The sequence below is a fragment of the Empedobacter sp. UBA6745 genome (assembly GCF_002453775.1).
Classification (GTDB): Bacteria; Bacteroidota; Bacteroidia; order Flavobacteriales; family Weeksellaceae; genus Empedobacter; species Empedobacter falsenii_C.
Window position 1 is genome coordinate 66,807 of record NZ_DKHL01000038.1, and the last position, 22,525, is coordinate 89,331.

Genomic DNA, 22,525 nt, shown 5'->3' on the forward strand with positions numbered 1-22,525 from the left:
TTAATCTATTATTTCATAAAAAAGAGAGTTGACAAAATCAACTCTCTTTTCTTTTACATGCCTCTTACGTACATGTTGTAGTTAAAAATATCCAAACACAACAAGGTGTATTTATAATCATTTTTATTGATATCCACTTCCAAAACTGGATCCGAATTATAAAATCTAATCTTTAGATTATCATTCTTATCCAATAATAGATAAATGGAAGAAATCGTTGGACGAATATCATTCATCCAATTTTTCAAAGATTCTTTTGAATCTTTAATCAACTCAAATTTTTGAAAATATTCTTGAAAAAAATTCTCCAAACGTTGCACTTGTGTCAAACGATCCAATTCACGATATAAGTCAATAAAAACACATAATTTTTCGCGCTTTGGACAAACACACGGATACGGGTGTTCGCCATTATAAAACCATCTCTGCCACTTTTTACAAGACGTCTCTTCTATCGCTTTCTCAAATTCATCTTCATACTTTAAAAGCCACCAATTCATACGGCAAATTCGTAAATTACCTTTTGATAATTGCAAAAGCTCGTCTATGTAAGCGCTAACGTTTAACATCAATTAAAAATTTGAGTCTTGCTAATTTACAATTTTTCTGATTGAATTTTAATGTTTTAAGAATAATTTTTCAAATTTTAGAATCATAAATTGCTCATCAAATAAAACGTTATAAAAGAACATTTTTTCCTCCATCGTTTTATTTTTCATTTGCACATTTCGAACTGGAATTAAGATGTTAAATTGAAATTTTCTATCTTTTTCAAAGTGATTGACAGCCGCATAATAAATCAAATTGTACCACGAATCAATTGGTGCATAAATTCCATAAAAGTCAGGATATAGCGCATCTGCTTCATCTTTGTAAACATTGGTAATCGAATAATTATCAATCTCAAATTTCGAAACACATTTGTAGGTTGTTAACTTAGAACAAATTGAAATGTCTTGTACATATTTTACCGAATCCAATTTCAGTCCAAATTCGTCCATTTTATAATCTTCAAACTTATTAATTGTAGGATCTACCACAATTTTTTTGTTCGGAAATTCTAAACTTTGTTTTTGGATATCTTGTGAAATAGTATCGTATATTTTAGCTCGAATTTGATTTGGGTTAACATTTTGCGCATCAACAAATAACACAATATGTAAGGAAAAAACCAATAAAAAAAGTCTCATTTTGGCGTTTTTGGTTTAAAATTTGTTTAAATTTATGAAGTCTTTACGATTCAAAATCAAATTTAGTTGAAAAGATTTCAAATCTTATCATTTCATCATCTTTTCGTAAATAAATAGTTAAAAAGGTGTTAAAGTACGTTTTCACGTAATTACATTTTAACTATTATTGTTTATTTTTAATGGGTTAATATAAAGTTTAATATCCGACAACAAACGATTTATATAAATATTTTCTATATCTATTATAAATAAAATCTTTTACAATTTCTCCAAATAAGACATAAAAGTTAGACATTTGCAGTGTCAAATAATTTATTCATAGATAGTAAGACAAAGAGTAGCAACGAGTATAACGAAATTGATTTATGAAGTTTGAAATTACTCGCACTCTTTTTACTTTTTAGAGTTTTTTATAGTAGTTTAGGTTGGTTAGTAATCCGTTCACTTTGAACGGATTATTTTTTTATAGCTTATTTATAAAATCTTTCAACAAATTATATACTTTTTCGGAGTAACTCAAATCCAAACTTTCAGCTGTATCATTGGGATCATGATAAAATCCTTTTCCTCCTAATGTGTAAATAAAAAACGACGGAACTCCTTTTAGATAAAACGGGCAATGATCAGAATTACATGATTCTCCTCGAGTTTTAACTTCTTTTAGATATTTATTTGTTAGATTTAATTCAACTAATTTTTCAAATTGATTTTTAAAAACTTTACCATTCACAACCTGAATTCCCTGATCTCCAGCTCCCATAATATCTAGGTTTACAAGAAATTTGATTTGACTTAATGGAAAAAGTGGATGATTGACATAATAATCTGCACCTAAAATTCCCGCTTCTTCACCAGCAAAAGCCATAAAAACCGTTCTGTAATTAGGTTGATGTTTCGAATAATACTTCATCAGTGTCATCATCATCGCTGTTCCGCTCGCATTATCACTCGCTCCAGGAAAAATAGTTTGTCCAACTTTCCCTAAATGATCATAATGAGCCGAAATCACAATTAAGCTATCATTATTTTTTCCGTCAATATAACCAATTATATTATTTGCCTCGAATGAATTATTCAATTCTGAATCAATAGAATAATCGTTTATTTTTAAATTTTTAGAATAAAATTTATCTGAAATAATAAATTCTGAAATCGAAGATTGTCGCTGACTAAGACTTGATGTTAATTTATCTGAAGTAAATCTAAAAATCGCCCGATTTTGATTCTCATCTTTCTCATAAATATTCGCCCATTGTTTGTAATATTTCTGAATAGAATCCACAGAAGTCACTAAAGGCGGCAAAATAATATGTTTCCCTTTTTGCAATTCATCATCTTTCACAATAAAATCTCTCGTTTTATCTTTCGATTGAAAAGATTCGATATAGGCTTTTGTGTCAAAAATATAAAAAGGTAAATTCGTTTTCGAAATTGATTTAGAACTTGGTTTTACAATAAAATCTATTCCATATTTCAATTCTTTTCCATTAATTTTCAGTTTTGCATCTTTAATAACATTAATCGGAAAAGTAAACATTTGATTATAATTACTAGAAAAAGATTTCAATTCATTTTTTTGAAATTCGTTTTGTAAATAAATTCCAGCATTTGTCATTCCATTTTCTACATAACCTCTACCAGCAAACGAATTTGACGTAAGTGAATCTAAAATTGTTTTAAAATATTTTTGATCAAAGGTTTGCGCATTTCCGATTGCAATTGCAAAACACGAAATCAAACCAAATAATATCATTTTTATCTTCAGCATTTTAATCATTTTATCATCCAAAAAATATTCTATTCTAAGATAATTATCATTTTAACAAAAAAAATCAATTATCTGTATTAAGTCAACAACAAATTTAAAAAATCTTTAAAAAGTAAATCAAATTAATACTACTATAAATTTTATATCTTGCATTATTAAGTTATCATAATAAAAACAACAAATCACAATTAAATGAAAGAAGTCGTAATCGTTTCAGCTGTTCGTACAGCAATGGGATCTTTTTTGGGAAGTTTATCTAACGTTCCAGCTACAGATTTAGGCGCAACAGCTATTAAAGGAGCTTTAGATAAAATCAACTTAGATGGATCTTTGGTTGATGAAGTATATATGGGAAATGTATTGCAAGCTGGTGAAGGACAAGCGCCTGCTAAGCAAGCAATGATAAAAGCAGGTTTACCAAATACGATTCCTGCAACAACGGTAAACAAAGTTTGTGCTTCTGGTATGAAAGCTGTGATGTTTGCTACGCAAGCAATTCGTTTGGGTGATGCAGATGTTGTAGTTGCTGGAGGAATGGAAAACATGTCAATGGTTCCTTTTTATTCGCCAAATGCAAGAACTGGAAATAAATACGGAAATACGGTTTTGTTAGATGGAATTGTGAACGATGGTTTGCAAGATTACTACAGCAAAGAAATGATGGGACTTTTTGGAGATACTTGTGCAACTGAGTTCAATATTTCTCGTGAAGAACAAGATGAATTTGCAATCAATTCTTACAAAAAATCTGCTGCAGCTTGGGCTGCTGGAAAATTTAACAACGAAGTTGTTCCTGTAGAAATTCCTCAACGCAAAGGAGAACCAGTTATTTTTAAAGAAGATGAAGAATATAAAAATGTAAACTTTGATAAAGTTCCAGGTTTACGTGCAGTTTTCTCTAAAGACGGAACTGTAACTGCTGCAAATGCATCTACAATCAATGATGGAGCTTCTGCTTTAGTATTAATGTCTTTGGATAAAGCAAACGAATTAGGATTAAAACCTCTTGCAAAAGTTATTGCTTATGCTGATGCTTCTCAAGAACCTTCAAAATTTACAACTGCGCCAGCTAAAGCGGTTGAAAAATTATTGAAAAAAGCAAATATGAAAGCTACTGATGTTGATTTCTGGGAATTTAACGAAGCTTTTTCAGTTGTTGGAATTGCAAATACTAAATTATTAAATCTTGATGCTTCTAAAGTTAATGTAAATGGTGGTGCGGTTTCTATCGGTCATCCACTTGGAAATTCCGGATCAAGAATTTTGGTTACATTATTAAGCGTTTTAGAGCAAAACGGAGGAAAAATTGGAGGTGCAGCTATCTGTAATGGCGGCGGTGGAGCTTCTGCAATGATTATCGAAAAAATTTAATTTTAGATCAAATACACGATGAAAGCGTCTAATCTGTAGACGCTTTTTTATCTTTTGAAATTAAAATACTTGTAAAAAATCTGAAAAACATTCGACATTTATTATAATTGGCTTAAAAACCTTTTCTATATTTGTTGGATTGAACAAACACTTTTGTATGGAATATTTAGAATTTGAACAACCTATCAAAGATTTAGAAGAACAGTTACAAAGCTGTCAAATCGTCGGCGAAGGAAGCGGTGTTAACATCAAACAGGCTTGCGTTGAAATTGAAATTGCAATTGAAAATAAAAAGAAGGAAATCTATGGTAATTTAACGCCATGGCAACGTGTACAATTGTCTCGTCACCCTTCTCGCCCTTATACTTTAGACTACGCTTACGCGATCACAGATAACACGTTTATCGAGATTCACGGAGATAGAACTTTTGCTGACGACAAAGCAATGGTTGGTGGTATGGGAAAAATCAATGGTCAAACTTTTATGATTATTGGTCAACAAAAAGGGAAAAATACCAAAGAAAGACAATATCGTCGTTTCGGGATGTCTAATCCAGATGGTTACCGCAAAGCTTTACGATTGATGAAGTTAGCAGAAAAGTTTAATATTCCTGTCTTGACTTTAGTCGACACTCCTGGTGCATATCCTGGTTTAGAAGCTGAAGAAAGAGGTCAAGGTGAAGCTATCGCTAAAAACATCTACGAAATGTTGAAACTTACAGTTCCTATCATTACAATTGTAATTGGTGAAGGAGCTTCAGGTGGAGCATTAGGAATTGGAGTTGGAAACAAAGTTTTCATGTTAGAAAACACTTGGTATTCTGTAATTTCACCAGAAAACTGTTCTACAATTTTATGGAGAAGTTGGGATTACAAAGAGCAAGCTGCTTCGCAAATGAAATTAACTGGTCCTGATATGTTAGAATTAGGATTAATTGAAGATATCATTCAAGAACCGCTTGGTGGAGCACACTACAAACCAGAAGTTGCATACACAAACTTGAAAAATAAAGTTTTAGACACTTACAACGAATTGAAAAAACTTTCTCCAAAAGAATTACAACAACAACGTCAAGAACGTTACATCAAATTCGGAGAATTTTCAGGATAAAATATTATTTTACAATAATACTTATTGTAGAATATACGATTTTAAAACGAGATATAAAATTAGTTATATCTCGTTTTTTTATTTAATTTTGGAACTCTTATGGAACAAGCAAATTATAATCCCGAAATACCAGCTAACAAGCACAATGTCATTGGTTTAGAGAAAGGTAAACTTCCTCCACAAGCTGTTGATTTAGAGCAAGCTGTACTTGGCGCGATGATGATTGATAAAAAAGGGTTGGACGAAGTCATTGACATTCTTACGCCGCAAGTTTTTTATCGTCCAGAGCATCAGGCGATTTATGCTGTCATTCAAAAATTATTTAACGATTCAGAACCAATTGATTTATTAACGGTTTCGAATGAGTTGAAAAGTGAGGGCAAATTAGATCGTGTTGGAGGTGATTATTATTTGATTCAATTAACGCAAAAAGTTTCTTCTTCTGCGCACGTGGAATATTATGCTCGTGTTATTCAAGAAAAATATATTCTTCGTCGTTTAATTGAAATTTCGAATCAAGTCATTGAAAAATCATACGATGATACTGCCGATGTATTTGATTTATTGGATTATTCTGAATCGAAATTATTCGAAATTACAGAAGGTGGAATCAAACGTAGTTATTCGGAAGCAAGAGATTTGGTAACAGAAGCTATTGATAAAATTAAAGCCCAATCTACAAAAGAAGGAATGTCTGGTTTATCTTCTGGATTTACAGAAATTGACAAAATTACTTCGGGTTGGCAAGAATCGGATTTGATTATTTTAGCCGCTCGTCCTGGTATGGGTAAAACTGCTTTTATCCTTTCGATGGCGAAAAATATGACGGTTGACAAAAATATTCCGGTTGCTGTTTTTTCATTAGAAATGTCTTCTGTTCAGTTGATTACGCGTATGATTTCGGGTGAAACTGGAATTTCGGGTGAAAAATTGCGTAAAGCAAAATTAGCCGATCACGAATGGAAACAATTATACACAAAAGTAAAAGGTCTTGAAAATGCGCCGCTTTACATTGACGATACGCCTGCCCTTTCGATTTTCGATTTAAGAGCAAAAGCACGTCGTTTAGTTTCTCAACATGGTGTAAAAATGATTTTGATTGACTATTTGCAGTTGATGACTGCTGGTGGTAAAGCAAATGGAAACCGTGAGCAAGAGATTTCGATGATTTCGCGTTCCTTAAAAGCAATTGCAAAAGAGTTAAGTATTCCTGTAATTGCACTTTCGCAGTTATCTCGTTCGGTAGAAACTCGCGGAGGAAGTAAACGTCCTTTACTTTCGGATTTACGTGAATCTGGAGCAATTGAGCAAGATGCCGATATCGTTTCTTTTATTTATCGTCCTGAATATTATAAATTAGAATATTGGGATGATGAAAGTGAACCTTGTGCTGGACAAGCCGAGTTTATCATTGCTAAACACCGTAATGGTGCGTTAGAAAATGTACGTTTACGATTCATTAATGAACAAGCTAAATTTACCGATTTAGAAACTTCATTTGGTGGAGATTTCGAAATTCAAAGTTCGATGAATGATGGTTCTCAAGAAATGGGAAGTGCAATGAATTTATCTGCTATTGATCCTTCTGATGCTTTTGGAGATTTTGGCGGAGAATTCACAAGTTCAATGAACAACGACGACGATAATTTACCGTTTTAGAAAATAATTTTCATTAATAAATATTATCTCAAGCTGAATTTATTTCAGCTTGAGATCATTATATTTTTTTATAATAGATAATTTAACGATAATCAACAAACTAGATGTAGAAATCGTTATTTTTTAAATTTATTTTATTAATTATATATGTGATTCTGAAACGAGTTCAGAATGGTTTCTGCTACAATTAATTGTTTTATCAAATTTGTCAAGGAATCTAAAACCTTAAGCATTTCGAAAATAGAAATTTCTTAATTCAGCAAACAATCATCTAGCTCAAATTAATATAAAAACTAAACAATCAACTACATTTAGTTTTATTCAACAAACTATCAGTTTTATTTATCCTAAAAGTTTTGTTAGGAACGAGAATTGCTACAACTTTGTATACATTAAATAAAGAGTGAAATGGCAAGTTCAATCAGAACATTAAATCCTGCTACAGGTAAAATAGAAAAAGAATTTCAAGCCTACACAAGCGAAGAAATCAATCAATATATAGACGACGCAAACGAATTATATCAAACATGGCGATTCGAATCTTTCGAAGAAAGAAAAGCTGTAATGAAACGTGTCGCAAACGAAATGCGCAAGCAAAAAACTCGATTAGCTGCTTTGATTACAACAGAAATGGGAAAACCATTGTATGAGAGCGAAATCGAGATTGATTACAGTGCAAATATTATCGAATATTACGCTGATAATGCAGAAGAATTCTTAGCAAATGTTCCTTTACAAACAGAAAAAGGTGACGCTTATGTGGTTTCAGAACCAATTGGTGTGTTGTTAGGTGTTATGCCTTGGAATTTTCCTTTTTCTCAAATTGCGCGTTTTGCTGGACCTCACATTATGGCTGGTAACACAGTTGTTTTGAAAACGGCTTCTAATATTCCGCAATGTGGAATCGCTTTCGAAGAAATGTTTACAGCTGCTGGCGCTCCAAAAGGTTTGTATAAAAACTTGTTGATGTCAGGAAAAGACACAGATACAATTATCAATAATCCAAAAATTGTTGGTGTTTCTTTAACTGGTTCCGAAGCCGCTGGTGCAGAGGTTGCAAGTATCGCTGGTAAAAATGTAAAACCTTCGGTTTTAGAACTTGGTGGTTCTGATCCAATGATTGTTTTGAATGATGCGGATATCGAAAAAGTGATGAACGGAACAATTAATGGTCGTTTACGTAATGCTGGACAAGCGTGTACTTCTTCGAAACGTATTATTGTACAAGAAGGTATTTACGACGAATATTTGAAAAAAATTACGGATTATGTAAACGGAATGAAAGTTGGTGATCCTACACAGACAGATACCAACATGGGACCTGTAAGTTCGGAAAGTGCATTAGAAAAATTATTGGATCAAATTAATGATTCAGCTAATAAAGGAGCAACAATTGTTTCAGGAGGAAAACGTATTAATCGTGATGGTTTCTTTTTACAACCAACAATTTTGACAGATTTAAAACCTGGAATGAAGGCTTATGACGAAGAAGTTTTTGGACCTGTGGTTTGTATTTGGAAAGTGAAAGATGTAGAAGAAGCAATCAAAATTGCGAATGACACGCCTTATGGATTAGGTGCTTCTATTTACACAGAAGATGTTCCGAATGCGGAGAAAATCGCTCGTAGAATAGATTCGGGAATGGTTTACGTAAACAAACAAGTTTCATCAAGCCCAGATTTACCTTTCGGAGGTGTTAAACATTCAGGTTACGGACGAGAGCTTTCTAAAGCTGGAATTATGGAATTTATCAATAAAAAATTAATCATGATTGCGAAATAATTTTTCAATCATATCTTAATAATAAAAAAATGCAACTTTTATGAAGTTGCATTTTTTTATTGAATAAATCCTTGTTTTTGTTCCATTTGGTCAATTTTGAAAAGAATTAAATCACGCATAATTTTTGCTCGATTTTTTGCTTCATTTGCTATTTCTCCTTCAAAATTTTCGTCAATTATTCCGTACCATAATTCAATCCAACGCTCGAAATGGTGTGGTTTTAATTTCTCCTTTTGACTCAAAACCAAATGTGTTCGCATTGGCCAGCCTTCAAAAGTTGCTTTTCCTAACAAAACAGTTTCCCAAAACTGAATCATATGTGGCAAATGTTCGTCCCAATTTACCTTTGCAACTTCCGAAAAAAAGTAACCAATTACGTCATCTTTTTGCACTTTATCATAAAACGTATTTACCAATAAAGCAACATCTTCTGAAGTTTCGATATCTTTTTTCATTAAAACAAATTTACAAAGAACTTAATTCAATTCATCAATGTTTTTAATCACGAAAAAATGCAGTAATTTTACGGTCTCATAAAAATGAATAGAATTGGATAGCAATAGACAACAAAAAGTAAGTAAATTATTTCAAGAAGAATTAGCAGAAGCTTTTAGAAAATGGGCTGTAAAGGAATTCCCTGGAAATTTGATTAGTGTTACAGAAGTAAAAGTAACACCAGATTTGAGCGTTTCTAAAATCTATGTAAGTATTTTTCCAAGTACTCAAAAAGACGAAATTTTTAAAGAAATTAGAGTTAATACACCATTATTTAGAGGAATTTTATCAAAAAGTGCTTCTAAACAAATGCGTATTACACCAGAATTAATTTTCATTTTAGATAATTCGTTAGACGAAATGGATAAAATCGACAAAGCGCTAAGAGGAGAAGGAAATAATCCAATCTTATAATGAGAAACATTTCACTTTACATTGCGAAACGCTACATTTTTTCGAAAACGAATACAAACGCTGTAAACATTATTACATCGATTGCTGTTGGTGCTATTTTGGTAGCTACAGCGGCTTTGTTTATTATTTTATCCGTTTTTTCGGGATTAGAAAAAATGAATTTAAAGTATTATAGCAATGTAAATCCTGAAATTAAAATTTCTCCTTCGAAAGGAAAAGTATTAGATAGTTTAACTTTTGTTGTGGATCAATTAAAGCAACAAAAAGACGTCAAAGCTTTTTCTAAAATCATCGAAGAAAAAGTCTACATCGATTACAAAGGAAAGCAAGATATTGCCTATTTGAAAGGTGTTGACGAAAACTTTACCAAAGTTACGCGTTTAGATACGGTGATTTATGGTGGACAATATTTAGATTTTAATCGCGATGATAATTTTATTGTTTCGAATGGAATTGCAGAGCGTTTACAACTTTATATCGATCCGATAACGCCAGCAGATTTGATGATGCCAAAAGCTGGAACAGGTTTAATAAAACAAGAAAGCGATGCTTTTACTCGCAAAGATGCATATAGCGTTGGCGTGTTTATTTTGAACGAACAATACGACAAACACGTCTTTACAACTTTAGGTTTGGCGCAAGAATTATTGTTGTTAAACGAAAATCAGTGTTATTCGATTGAAGTAAAAACGACTGGAAAAAAATCGTTTAACGAAGTGAAAATTCAACTTCAAAAAGCATTGGGTTCTCATTATAAAATCGAAACCAGACAAGATTTAGATTCAGCTTTCTTGAAAGTAATGAATATGGAAAATTTAATCAGTTATTTGATTTTCACGTTAGTCATTATTATTGCATGTTTCAATTTGGCAGGAACAATTATTATCTTGATTTTGGATAAAAAGAAAGAAATTCAGACGATGTATAGTTTTGGATTATCACGAAAAAACATTCGTAATATTTTCTTCCAAACTGGTTTTATTATCACCTTTATTGCGATGACAACAGGTTTATTAATCGCCTCTGTTATTGGATTATTACAAATAGATTTTGGTTTGGTTATGGCTTCGCCAACTGTTCCGTTTCCATTTATCTTTTCTGTCGAAAACTTTGTTGCAGTTATAGTGACTGTTTTAGGTCTGGGAAGCTTGGTTTCTTGGATCGTTTCCAGACAAGTGAAATAAAAATATAAGACATAAAAAAAGCTTGANNTCAAGCTTTTTTTATGTCTTAATCCCACCTATTCCAACGAATATAATTTGGTTTTGAGAAGTCGAAATCCATCATTTGATAATCTCTATTATCAATCAAATTTGTCTTGATTAGATTATCACCTTGTCCAGGAATTGAAGGATAATACGACAATGAAAACCTGATATTATTAAACACAAAATAATCATTTGTCAACATCACCCCCAAACTAAAACGCGAATAAATTGGGTTATTATTCAGTATAAATTTTTTGTTATCTCCAATTGCCGCAACCATCGCATTGAAAAATGGCGAAATACGAAATCCTAAAAACTCGTAAGGTGTATAGGATTGCAATTGATACTCGAACATTAATTTCTGTTGACCTGTTAATCCTCTATCCGATTTGAAACCTGCCATTCCCAAATAATCATGTTCATGAAGCGAAAGTTGATCTGCAGGAGAATCTAAACGATCATGTCCCAAAAGATAATTAGTTTTCATGAAGTTTCTGAACTTCCATTTTCCCCAACTTATCAATTTTGCCATATATTGTAATTCTACTGATAGCGTTTTTTGTTCAAATTTTCCTTTATTAAAAAATCCTCCAAACTCTACTCCAAATCCCCAAAAACCAGTATTTAAGAAACCTCCAGCAGAAGCTTTTCCGCCAAGATAATAACGATCAGTTTGGCGAATATTTTGAATACCTCCTATAATTCCCAATGATTTTCCTATCGCAATATCTTCTTCAATATCATAATTGAAAATATATTTTGTTTTGATATATCGTTTCGAAGAAATTCCTATCCCTACTAAATAATTCGTTTGGTCAGAAAAAAAGTTCACAGGATCGTTTTCCGGAGTTGGTGTTTCGGTATAAGATCGATCATAAAATCTCCCTGAGACAATAAAATTGGTAATATTTTCTGAATGACCATCATCAATTCTAAACGCTCTTGCCAACCAATAATCTTGGTAATTATATTTGAAATGATTATCAACCAAAATAGGTTTTTCGAAGTCTAATGAATCTTTAAAATACACTTGTCCAACTGAAACTCCACCCGCATAATGCGCTAATGGCGAATAAAAAGGTCGTACAAAACTGATTGATTTTGTATAATGATTGTCTTCATTTTTGAAATAACGTACATTCCCAATAATTCGAGTTTGGGCAATATTTGGAACCGTATAATTAAATTGATATAACGAATTTCCTGTTTTGTAATTGTGACGGTAACGATTATCAAACACATGTCCTAAACCTAAAAAATTTCGCTCTCTAATGCGAATTCCAGCTTTTGAACTCGAAACCGAACCTGTAATAAACATACTCCAAGAGTCAATTGAATTGACATATAAATCAACCGAATCATTCCCGACAGCTTCTTCCTTAATCTCTACTCGACGAATAGAACGATTGGTACGTATTAAACGCTCAGATTCAGCTGCTTTTACAGAATCATATTTATCTCCTAGTTTCAGCAACATATTTTGACGCAACACAAATTGCTTAGATTTCCCGTGTAGTGTATTTCCAGTTCTTTCAATCCATTTTGTCGGTTTTCTTGTCGTGTCCTGCAAAGAATATCCGAAAGGGTCTTGTGTTTTGTAGTAAATATTTCGAATAATTTTTCCTTGATATTTTCCATCACCTACATTATTATTGGGCTGAATAGGAAAACTCGTTGGTTTTTTCTTGAATAATAATTTTTGGTAAAACTTTCTAAACTTAGAATGATTTTTATTCTCAATTCTAACTGTATCAATTTTGACACTATCTTCTTGAGCATTAACAACTATGGATAAACTAAAAAATAGTAATCCAAAAAAAGTTAATAATATAGTTCTTTTTTTAAGCACACGTCAAGTTATAAAAGTCTAACCGCTTTTACAAATCTAGTTTTCCAATAATTTTCATCAAGGGAAGAAATGATGACACCTTTCGAAGTTGAAGAATGTACAAAACTGATTGATCCGTCATGATTAATACTTTCTACAATACCTACATGAGAGATTGAATTTCCTGAAGTATTAAAAAATATTAAATCACCTATTTTAACATTTTCGATTGTAATTTCTTTTCCATATTCAGCTTGATCACTCGAACGACGAGGCAATTCTAAATTCATTTCCTTGAAACTTACATAAACCAGTCCCGAACAATCGAAACCTGTTTTCGTAACTCCACCATATTTGTAAGGTGTTCCTAAGTAAGATTTTGCCGTTTTTAGAATTTTATTTATATCACGAGGCGCACTATCATCAGCATTTTTAGAACGAAAAACCTCTGTAGATTCGTTTTTTTTGGAAGAAGTATAAACTTTTTTAGAACCAGTTTTCTTATACGAAGTTACTTTACTACTTCCACAAGACGTCAAGAATAAACTTGCGATAATAATTGTTGTAAGGTATATGTGCTTCTTCATTTTCGATCCAGTTTTCTTCAACAAATTTTCAACGAATAAATTTACTAAATATTATCTTGCATCACCTCTGTTAACAATTGTTTGGCTCTTAAAAGACGAACTTTAACATTTGGTAAGGTCAAATTGAGTTCTTCAGCAATCTCTTTGTATGTTTTATCTTCGATATAACGCAATTCTATAATTTTTTGATAAGGTTCTCTCAATTTTGCAATAGCTTTTATCAGCGTGTCATTATCTTGTTTTAAAATCAAATGTTCTTCTGGCGAAGGATGATCTTCTAAAATTTCTAAAAAATTGGTTTCATCATCAAGAGAAATATTCAGTTTTGGAGATCTTCTGATATGATCAATCATCGTATTATGTGCGATAGAAATCACCCAAGTTGTAAAGTCAAAATCTTCGTTATATAATTTTAATTTTGTAAAAACCTTTGTAAACGTTTCGATAGCGATGTCTTCGGCTTCTTCTTCGTTTCTGATTTTAGAAAAAACATAATGATAAACTTTGTTCCACAAAACCTCTATCACTGCGTTCTGAGCATTTCGTTTCCCTTTTTTAGCTTCTAAAATTATGTTTTCTAATGTCATTTACTAAATCAATTATGATAAATATAACAAAATTTATAGTATAAAAAAAGCTTCAATAAAATTATTGAAGCTTAAAATCTGTAGACCCACAGGGATTCGANNTACCGTTACACCATGGGTCTGTCCATGATTATTATGTTAAAAATTGAAAAGAAAAAATTGTAGACCCACAGGGATTCGAACCCCAACTAGCGGCACCAAAAACCGATGTGCTACCGTTACACCATGGGTCTGACTAAATTTTATTTCAATTTTTGCAACTTTTCTCTTAACTAGGTTAGATAAAAATGCCTCAACAATTGCTTATCGAGGCATAAGACTTTTGTAGACCCACAGGGATTCGNNCTACCGTTACACCATGGGTCTATGTCTTAATTGCTGTGCAAATATAGAAAGGTTTTTTAATTCACCAAAACTAATTTTACAAGTTTTTAGCTAAAACAGACGTTTTATGTGATAAGCTATTGAAAATGAATTTTAAAAAATGATTAAATTTTTTACATTTTTTTTATCAAAGCTTCATACGGATGATTTCGTTCTTGAATTTACGTTTCAAATCTTGTCCACAATCAAAAATCATTTGTTCATTTGATGGAAATGGAGCTGGTCTTCTACCAATCATATTTATGTAATCTCGATCCAAAGAACGTCGATCTCCTTTGTAAGTTCCGTAAGAATCTCTAAAAATAAACTGACTTGCTAAGTTTTTAGAATCAATGGCTTGTTCTTTTTGATTATCGATCAAATAATATCTCGCTGTAATTGCAGCTTCTTTGATGCGTTGTACTTCTTCGAATCTACTTTTTACCGTAATATAACGATCTACCATCACTGGTTTTCCGTCTTTATCCTTTACCACTACTCCATTTTGCACCAATTCTTCTTTACCATCCACAATTTTTTTCTCAAAATTATGTACCTCAATTTTTTCTCTTTCAGGCGAAACATTTATTGTCTCAAAACTTAATTGAATCACATAATCATACGAGCTATTTAGTTTTCCTGTGTAAAATTCAGTCCAATTAGAATCCAATCCATATGAGTTAAAATCTAACAAATCTTTCTCTAGTAGTTTAGGAATAACAACTTCTGTGTTGTTCACCAATTGCACCAAAACTTTATACATTCCGTTTGTACGAGCGGTATTCATCAAACTACGAGTATCTTTATAATTAGAATAAACACTTTCTAAAACTTGAAACTTTTGATAGGCCGTTTGCGCATTCAATTTTCCTCCTTGATTTAAAAAAGATTTTCCTTCATCATATAAAAATTGCGCATATTTTTCTTGAATCGTTTTATAAGCTGCTGAATAATCTTTGGTTTTGAAATTATACGTTTTCCCACTAATCGATCTTCCATCAATTCCTGCAATCGTTTTTTGTCTTTCTTGCAAACGATTAATAATTTGATACGCTTCCTGATATTTAGAAGGATTAGTCAACGTTTCAATTTGTTTTAATCTATTTTCATCTTCTTGCTGTCCTTTGTTATACGCTTCAAAAATTAATGGGACATATTTGATTCCATTTTTCTCCGATGGGTTTTTGAAATAGGCTTGTGTAGATTGCTCAAAAGCTTGCTGAAAATTACCAGAAACCAATGCAGAATTCGCCGATTTGTACGAATTACAATTTGTAAAGAATAGTAAAGAGAGCGTTAAAGCAAGTAATTTTATTTTCATATTATCAAGGTAAGTTTTTTGTTTTTTAAAAGTAAAAAGAAAGCCAATATAAATTGGCTTTTGGTTGATATTTTTTATTCTTCAAAAATAATCGAGTTGTCTCCTAAAGATTTTAATCTTACTAATGATTCAACTCTGATGTTTTCATTCAGTAAACGATCACGACCTTCTTGAAATGATTTCTCAATTATAAAGCCCATTCCCAAAAGGTTTGCGCCAGATTGTTTTATCAAATCTTCAACACCCAACGCTGCATTTCCGTTCGCTAAAAAATCATCAATAAAAATAACATTATCATTTTCATTCAGAAATTGGCTACTTACGCAAACATCGTACGTTCGGTCTTTCGTGAATGAATATACTTGCGACGCATAAAAATCTGCCATTGTTTTAGGTTTAGCTTTTTTCACAAAAACAACAGGCAAATTCAATTCTAATCCAACCATAATCGCTGGTGCAATTCCGCTCGCTTCGATTGTAATGATTTTATTAATGTTTAAATCCGAAAATCGCTGGACAAATTCCGACGCTATTGCTTTCATCAGAACAGGGTCCATTTGGTGGTTGATAAAACTATCAACTTTTAGAATGCCACCATCGAAACTTTTTCCATCCTTCAGAATTCTTTCTTTTAAAAGTTCCATTTAATATTTAGTTTTTTAAAGTTTACATAGAAAAAAAGCCAGCACATTGGCTGGCTTTGATATATTTTTTAGCTTATTCCCACTCGATTGTTGCTGGTGGTTTTGAGCTGATATCGTAGGCTACACGGTTAATTCCTTTTACCTCATTGATAATTCTGTTCGAAACTAATTCTAAGAATTCGTAAGGTAATTTAGACCAAGTTGCTGTCATAAAATCGATCGTATTTGCTGAACGAACAACCGCCGTATATTCGTATGTACGCTCGTCTCCCATTACTCCAACAGATTTTACAGGTAATAACACCACGAAAGCTTGAGAAACTTCGTCGTATAAATTATGTGCATAAAGCTCGTCGATAAAAATTTGATCTGCTTCTTGTAAAATACGTACTTTTTCTTCGTCAACTTCTCCTAAAACACGAATTCCTAAACCTGGTCCTGGGAAAGGATGACGGTAAACTAATTCACGAGGAATTCCTAATTCTACTCCAACTTTACGTACTTCATCTTTGAATAATTCGCGTAATGGTTCTAATAATTGAAGTTTCATATCTTCTGGTAATCCACCAACATTGTGGTGAGATTTGATAGTTGCAGAAGGTCCTTTTACAGATTGCGATTCGATTACATCAGGATAAATAGTTCCTTGCGCTAAGAATGCTGCATCTTCAAATTTATTTGATTCTTCATCAAAAACAGCCACGAAATCTTTACCAATTGATTTACGTTTTGCTTCTGGTTCGTCAATACCTTTCAAGTTTGTTAAGAAACGTTCTGAAGCATCTACCATTTTAATGTTCATGTTGAAGTGTTTTCCGTAATTTTCCATTACTTTTTTTCCTTCATCTTTTCTCAATAAACCAGTATCAACAAAAATACATGTTAATTGATCGCCAATTGCACGATGAATCAAAACCGCAGCAACAGAAGAATCAACACCTCCAGAAAGTCCTAAAATTACTTTTTTATCACCAACTACTTCTTTTATACGAGCAATTTCTGTTTCGATAAAATCTTTTAAAACCCAATTCTTTTCAGCCTGACAAATATTGAAAACAAAGTTTTCTAACATTGTTGAACCATATTCTGAATGCGTTACTTCTGGGTGAAATTGTACTGCAAAAATCTTTTTATCTTCATTTGCGATTGCCGCAATATCTATGTTTGATTTTCCTGAAATTGTAAATCCAGTTGGCGCTGTCATTACTTCGTCGAAATGGCTCATCCAAACTGTAGATTGTTCTGGAACACCTGCAAATAAACTGTTTTGAGCTAAAACTGTTAATTCAGATTTTCCATATTCACCTTTTTCACCTTTCTTAACTTCTCCGCCTAATAAGTGCGAAATCAATTGCATTCCGTAGCAAATTCCTAAAACAGGAACGCCCATTTCGAATAATTCTTTATCTACCAAAGCGGCTTCATCTCCAAAAACTGAAGAAGGTCCTCCTGATAAAATAATTCCTTTTGGATTGTGTTTTTTGATTTCTTCGATCGAAGTGTTGTAGGGAATAATTTCTGTGTAAACTCCAAATTCTCGAATTCGGCGCGCGATTAATTGATTGTATTGCGAGCCAAAATCTAAAATAATAATTCCTTGCGTCATTGTGTTTGTCTTTGTGCAAAATTAAGTGAAATTCGGCGCAATCGCAATTTTATTCCAGTCAAAATTTACTGCTTTTCGACAGATTCTTTTATAAATTCAACTTCTTAATCTTTAGGTAACGTCAAAATCCTTTAAACAAAATAATTTTACTTCGAAAAAACAATTCATCATGAAAAAATTTATATTTACTGCCTTAACAACTTTTATGCTTACGAATATGGCAAATGCTCAAAAAATTATTGCTCATCGCGGTTATTGGGACACCGAGAATAATGCAAAAAATTCGATCAAATCTTTAAAATCTGCACAAGAAATTGGTGCTTATGGTTCTGAATTTGACGTATTAATTAGCGCTGATGATGTTTTGATGGTAAATCATGATGATAATTTTCAAGGTCATGCAATCGAAATGACTAATTCTTCTCTTTTAAAAACGTTGAAATTGGCTAACAACGAAAACATGCCAACTTTAGAAGAATATTTTGAACAAGGAAAAAAGAATAAGAAAGTTAAATTAATTTTCGAATTAAAACCTCATTCATCAAAAGAAAACGAAAATCGTGCAGTAAAAAAAGCAATTGAAATCATCAAAAAACATAAAGTAGAAAAACAAGTTGAAATCATTTCATTTAGTCAAAATATTTGTGATGAATTCAAGAAATTAGCACCTAAATTTCACGTTTCTTATTTGAATGGCGATTTGTCTCCAAAAGATGTAAAAGCGAGAAATTGGAACGGAATTGACTATAATTATAAAGTATTTCAGAAAAATCCGACTTGGGTAAAAGAAGCGAAAGATTTGGGTTTATTGGTGAATGTTTGGACGGTTAACGACCCAAAAGTGATGCAAGAAATGATTGATCTAAAAGTGGATTACATTACAACCGACAAACCTTTGATTTTAAAAGAAATTTTGACTAAATAATTTAGTATATTTAGCAAAATAAGAAATCATTTTATGCCTCAACTTAACTCATTAGAAATCTATTCATTTACAACGTTAAACCAAATTCATAAAGACTATATTTTTAAAATTTGGAACAATGAATATCCTATTAATCTAGCTTTTGAAAGTTTACAAGATACCGAAAATTATTTGAATAGTTTGATTGAAGCTAAACATTTTTTTGCTGTAGATGAAAACAATCAAATGCGAGCTTGGGCGGTGATTTTCGAAAGAGATTATGAGAAATGGTTTGCATTAATTGTAGATAGCGAATTGCATCAAATTGGTTTGGGACGTAAAATTCTTAATCGATTAAAAACATTTTCGACAGAACTAAATGGTTGGGTAATCGATCATGAAAAAGATACAAAAGCGAATGGAGAGCCTTATCGTTCTCCGTTAGCTTTTTATATGAAAAATGACTTCAATTTACTTCCTGAAACTCGTTTGGAATTAGAGAAAATTTCTGCAGTTAAAATTAATTGGAGAGAGTAATAAAAATAAAAAAAGAGAAGCTTATTAACTTCTCTTTTCTATTTTATTCTCCTAAAACCTTTTCCAAATCAGCGCTTCCTTGTATATTTCGCATTTGTCGCTCGATATGACTGGCACGTCTGCTGATAAAAGGCGAAGGCGGATTCACATTATATTTTCGTGGCAAAGGCAAGGCTGCTGCAATACGAGCCGCTTCATTTTTGGTTAAATCTTTAGCAGGTTTATTAAAATAATATTCAGAAGCTGCTTCAACACCAAAAACACCAATTCCCATTTCAGAAGTATTCAAATACATTTCTAAAATACGTTGTTTGCCCCAAATTTTTTCGATCATAAACGTAAAATAAACTTCCAATCCTTTTCTCAACCAAGAACGACCTTGCCACAAAAACACATTTTTCGCGACTTGTTGAGAAATCGTAGAACCTCCACGAAGTTTTTTACCTTCTTTATTTTTTTCGATCGCTTCCTGTATTCCGTCCATATCAAATCCATTGTGCACAGGAAATTTTTGATCTTCAGAACCAATTACAGCCAATTTTATATTTCGTCCCATTTCGTCATAGGAAATATAATCACGCTTAAATTTTCCTTGTTCAAAACCTTGCTGAACTTGCGTAATCGTGAACGGCGGATTAATCCACTTTAACACAACAATGTATACAAGATGAGCTACAAAAAGATAAAGTATAACCTTACGAATAAATTTAAACATTTTATTTCTTTAAATTATGAAAGCAAAGTTATACGATTTATTGAATTTTGGAAATAAAAGTATTACCTAATTCTCCCTTCTTCTTCATTTACTTTATTCTCTTTTGAGATAGTTTTATTTAAACGACCAAAATTATATTTAACACCAACTGATAGTTCTTGATAGTCGACTAAAAATAGGTTTTTAGAACTAATTTTATCATAATTCAATGTTTCGCTGAATTTCATTTGCTTGAATAAATCATTGAAACGAATAGAAAAATCAAAGTTTTTGTATGACTTTGTCAATCCAAGATTGACGATAATTTGAGAATTTCGATCATAAATTCCTTCTGTTCGTTTACTTAACCAATATCCATCAAGCATAAAATTAAAATCTTTTCCCAATTTGAAATTATGATTAGAGTATAAATAGATATATGGAACAGATTTTTTAAGAACAGCTTTTTCATCAATTATTTTACTATAAATCATAGCTAAACTAATTTGTGTTGACCAAAATTTATATTCGAACGGAACATCTAAACCAACAGAAAAATTCTCTTCTTTTTCAAAATTAACCGTTGTAAATGTTGAAATATTTCGCTCATCATCATAAATTAACGTATAATTTATCGGGTTTTTACTTTGATAATACGTTACATTCATATTCCATTTTTTTAAAGAATAATTCGCAGAAAACGTGTCGGTGTAAGTCGGTGAAATATTAAAATTTCCGCTGTATTCGATATAAGGACTTCCGTACAAATTCCCTGAAGAAAGGGTGCTGTAATTCGGTCTATCAATCGTGCGTTTATAATAAATTGTCAATGCATTTTTATTCTCAAAAGTGTAATTAATTTCTGCATTTGGAAACCAATCGATGTATTTTTTATCAATATCCGAAAGTTGTTTTATTTCATCAAAACCTTTAGAATTGGTCGTTTCTGTTCTTAGTCCAACTTTATAATTCCATTTTTCATAGTTTTTTGTGTATTGCAAATAGGCTGCAAGATTCAGTTCTTTGAAGTTGTAAAGAAATTTTTCTGATGATTTTTGAGGAAAAAACGTTTGATTAGTTGTTTCTGATTTTGCATGCGTAAAACGTCCTCCAAATTCAATTTTTTGATCAGATTCAAACTTTTTCTCTACATCAAATTTTCCAGCAAAAACCTTAAGACGATATTTTTGATAGCGCGATTGATTGTATTCGATATCATTTTCATTTATCTTATTGTAAAAATCGTATGTCGTTCCTGTATTATAAATCGTGTATTGCAAACCTGTTAAAATACTTACGTCAATTGATTGAATATTTTTATTGTAATTCATCAAGGTATTCACAAAATTTCGATGATTTTCATTATCATTTAAGGTTAAAATAGATTGATTTTCATTGTTTTCTGAATATTCTGTTTTGGTATCAATCAAACCTTTATCTTTTCTGAAATTCGAATTAATAGCAAATGAAAGATAATCTCCAGATTCATTTAATTCTTGAAAAAAGCTTGTATTTACAATAAAATGCGGACGCTTTGTTTGCGATTTTATGAAATAATTGGACTGAATATTTTTATCTTTTACTCGATAATCGAATCCATTTCCTTCCCAAGGATTTAGTTGATTATAAGATGCATTCAATTTAAATTCACTTTTGTTTTTACGAATTTGAAAAGTCGAATTGAAATAATTATTGAACTTTCTTTTGAACGATAATGTTTCCTGTAAAGAGAATTTTAAACCTTCTTTTTTACTTTTTTTAAGGTTAATTTTTACGACAGATCTTCCATTTGCTTCATATTTTGCAGATGGATTTTTAATAATTTCAATCGATTTTATGTCCTCAATTGCTAAACTCGAAATGGTAGAAAAATCAACTTGTTGATCGTCCAAATACAACAAAGGATTTCCTTTTCCAATAATTGTCAATGTTTCTTGATCTGCTCCCAACATGACGCTTGGTAATTTTGAAAATAATTCTTTGGTTGTAGCAAGTTTATTAAAATTTGAATTAGCTACATCAATATTATAATTGCCATTTTCTATTTTGAAAGTTTCCTTTTTTCCATTGATTACAACTTCATTAATTTGTACAGTTTCATCAATATTTAAGTGAAATGTTTTATTTTCGTTCAAATAAAAAGGTTCTTCATCTTGAATTTTATTATCATAAATAACTGAAATTGAATATATTTTTTGTTCTAAATTTTCAAAGTTAAATTTAGAGTTTTCAGTTTCAATTGTTTGAATAACATTTTGAAATTCATCGTGTAAAATAACTTTTGCTTGAATTGTTTTTGACTCATTTTTTGATGAAATATTTCCTGTAATCGAATATTTTTCTTGTGCAAAAGCAAAAGAACTAATCAAAATGAGAATTAATTGTAAAAATTTCATAATAAAATTGTGTTGATTATTGTTTTACTTACATTTAGAGGAAGTAAAATTTTTGTTTGA

The 22,525-nt window shown here is 31.4% G+C and carries 20 protein-coding genes and 1 tRNA gene; 8 read left to right on the forward strand and 13 right to left on the reverse strand.

Annotated features, from left to right (window positions below; genetic code table 11):
- Positions 1-53 precede the first annotated feature (53 nt).
- The 3 genes from B4H69_RS11160 to B4H69_RS11170 form a co-directional block, all read right to left on the reverse strand.
- Positions 54-569, reverse strand: a complete 516-nt coding sequence (locus B4H69_RS11160) for a hypothetical protein (RefSeq protein WP_286475897.1) — start codon at positions 567-569, stop codon at positions 54-56.
- A 48-nt stretch (positions 570-617) separates the two neighbouring features.
- Positions 618-1,190, reverse strand: a complete 573-nt coding sequence (locus B4H69_RS11165) for a hypothetical protein (protein WP_280046002.1) — start codon at positions 1,188-1,190, stop codon at positions 618-620.
- A 463-nt stretch (positions 1,191-1,653) separates the two neighbouring features.
- Positions 1,654-2,958, reverse strand: a complete 1,305-nt coding sequence (locus B4H69_RS11170) for a M28 family metallopeptidase (protein WP_280046004.1) — start codon at positions 2,956-2,958, stop codon at positions 1,654-1,656.
- A gap of 192 nt (positions 2,959-3,150) precedes the next feature.
- Between B4H69_RS11170 and B4H69_RS11175 the strand changes: the two genes are divergently transcribed.
- The 4 genes from B4H69_RS11175 (at position 3,151) to B4H69_RS11190 (ending at position 8,881) form a co-directional block, all read left to right on the forward strand.
- Positions 3,151-4,329: a thiolase family protein gene (locus B4H69_RS11175; RefSeq protein WP_180906196.1), complete on the forward strand. Its 1,179-nt coding sequence runs from the start codon at positions 3,151-3,153 to the stop codon at positions 4,327-4,329.
- 157 nt (positions 4,330-4,486) lie between these two features.
- Positions 4,487-5,440 carry an acetyl-CoA carboxylase carboxyltransferase subunit alpha gene (locus B4H69_RS11180; RefSeq protein WP_038334644.1) on the forward strand — a complete coding sequence of 318 codons (954 nt, stop codon included), beginning with the start codon at positions 4,487-4,489 and terminating at the stop codon, positions 5,438-5,440.
- Positions 5,441-5,539: 99 nt separating this feature from the next.
- A complete protein-coding gene (gene dnaB / locus B4H69_RS11185; RefSeq protein ID WP_115001280.1) occupies positions 5,540-7,099 on the forward strand; it encodes a replicative DNA helicase in 1,560 nt (519 codons plus the stop codon).
- Positions 7,100-7,507: 408 nt separating this feature from the next.
- A complete protein-coding gene (locus B4H69_RS11190) occupies positions 7,508-8,881 on the forward strand; it encodes an NAD-dependent succinate-semialdehyde dehydrogenase (protein WP_180906195.1) in 1,374 nt (457 codons plus the stop codon).
- Between the two features lie 56 nt (positions 8,882-8,937).
- Here B4H69_RS11190 and B4H69_RS11195 read toward each other — a convergent pair whose 3' ends face one another.
- Positions 8,938-9,336: a group III truncated hemoglobin gene (locus B4H69_RS11195; protein WP_180906194.1), complete on the reverse strand. Its 399-nt coding sequence runs from the start codon at positions 9,334-9,336 to the stop codon at positions 8,938-8,940.
- 94 nt (positions 9,337-9,430) lie between these two features.
- On the opposite strand from B4H69_RS11195, the gene rbfA reads away from it, so the two are divergent.
- Both rbfA and B4H69_RS11205 read left to right on the forward strand, forming a co-directional pair.
- Positions 9,431-9,790 carry a 30S ribosome-binding factor RbfA gene (gene rbfA / locus B4H69_RS11200; RefSeq protein ID WP_038334637.1) on the forward strand — a complete coding sequence of 120 codons (360 nt, stop codon included), beginning with the start codon at positions 9,431-9,433 and terminating at the stop codon, positions 9,788-9,790.
- Positions 9,790-10,974 carry an ABC transporter permease gene (locus tag B4H69_RS11205; RefSeq protein ID WP_125349036.1) on the forward strand — a complete coding sequence of 395 codons (1,185 nt, stop codon included), beginning with the start codon at positions 9,790-9,792 and terminating at the stop codon, positions 10,972-10,974. Before rbfA ends, B4H69_RS11205 begins: the two co-directional genes overlap by 1 nt.
- 46 nt (positions 10,975-11,020) lie before the next feature.
- Here the strand turns inward: B4H69_RS11205 and B4H69_RS11210 are convergent, their stop codons facing one another.
- The 7 genes from B4H69_RS11210 to guaA form a co-directional block, all read right to left on the reverse strand.
- Positions 11,021-12,847 carry a hypothetical protein gene (locus tag B4H69_RS11210; RefSeq protein ID WP_291093994.1) on the reverse strand — a complete coding sequence of 609 codons (1,827 nt, stop codon included), beginning with the start codon at positions 12,845-12,847 and terminating at the stop codon, positions 11,021-11,023.
- Positions 12,848-12,855: 8 nt separating this feature from the next.
- Positions 12,856-13,413: a C40 family peptidase gene (locus tag B4H69_RS11215; RefSeq protein WP_038334631.1), complete on the reverse strand. Its 558-nt coding sequence runs from the start codon at positions 13,411-13,413 to the stop codon at positions 12,856-12,858.
- A 44-nt stretch (positions 13,414-13,457) separates the two neighbouring features.
- Positions 13,458-14,000: an RNA polymerase sigma factor gene (locus B4H69_RS11220; RefSeq protein WP_291093997.1), complete on the reverse strand. Its 543-nt coding sequence runs from the start codon at positions 13,998-14,000 to the stop codon at positions 13,458-13,460.
- A 162-nt stretch (positions 14,001-14,162) separates the two neighbouring features.
- Positions 14,163-14,233, reverse strand: a tRNA-Gln gene (locus B4H69_RS11225).
- Between the two features lie 278 nt (positions 14,234-14,511).
- A complete protein-coding gene (locus B4H69_RS11230; protein ID WP_180906190.1) occupies positions 14,512-15,684 on the reverse strand; it encodes a hypothetical protein in 1,173 nt (390 codons plus the stop codon).
- 74 nt (positions 15,685-15,758) lie between these two features.
- On the reverse strand, positions 15,759-16,328 hold the full coding sequence (gene xpt, locus B4H69_RS11235) for a xanthine phosphoribosyltransferase (protein ID WP_038334617.1): 570 nt from the start codon (positions 16,326-16,328) through the stop codon (positions 15,759-15,761).
- 73 nt (positions 16,329-16,401) lie between these two features.
- Positions 16,402-17,934: a glutamine-hydrolyzing GMP synthase gene (gene guaA, locus B4H69_RS11240; RefSeq protein ID WP_180906189.1), complete on the reverse strand. Its 1,533-nt coding sequence runs from the start codon at positions 17,932-17,934 to the stop codon at positions 16,402-16,404.
- 169 nt (positions 17,935-18,103) lie between these two features.
- Between guaA and B4H69_RS11245 the strand changes: the two genes are divergently transcribed.
- The gene (locus B4H69_RS11245) at positions 18,104-18,859 is read left to right on the forward strand and encodes a glycerophosphodiester phosphodiesterase (protein WP_052217751.1); all 756 of its coding nucleotides are present in this window, start codon (positions 18,104-18,106) and stop codon (positions 18,857-18,859) included.
- Between the two features lie 33 nt (positions 18,860-18,892).
- Complete coding sequence (locus B4H69_RS11250) at positions 18,893-19,375, forward strand: N-acetyltransferase (protein ID WP_180906188.1); 483 nt, start codon at positions 18,893-18,895, stop codon at positions 19,373-19,375.
- 43 nt (positions 19,376-19,418) lie between these two features.
- Here the strand turns inward: B4H69_RS11250 and mtgA are convergent, their stop codons facing one another.
- On the reverse strand, positions 19,419-20,090 hold the full coding sequence (mtgA, locus tag B4H69_RS11255; RefSeq protein WP_291094003.1) for a monofunctional biosynthetic peptidoglycan transglycosylase: 672 nt from the start codon (positions 20,088-20,090) through the stop codon (positions 19,419-19,421).
- 62 nt (positions 20,091-20,152) lie between these two features.
- Complete coding sequence (locus tag B4H69_RS11260; RefSeq protein WP_291094005.1) at positions 20,153-22,465, reverse strand: outer membrane beta-barrel family protein; 2,313 nt, start codon at positions 22,463-22,465, stop codon at positions 20,153-20,155.
- Positions 22,466-22,525: the final 60 nt, after the last annotated feature.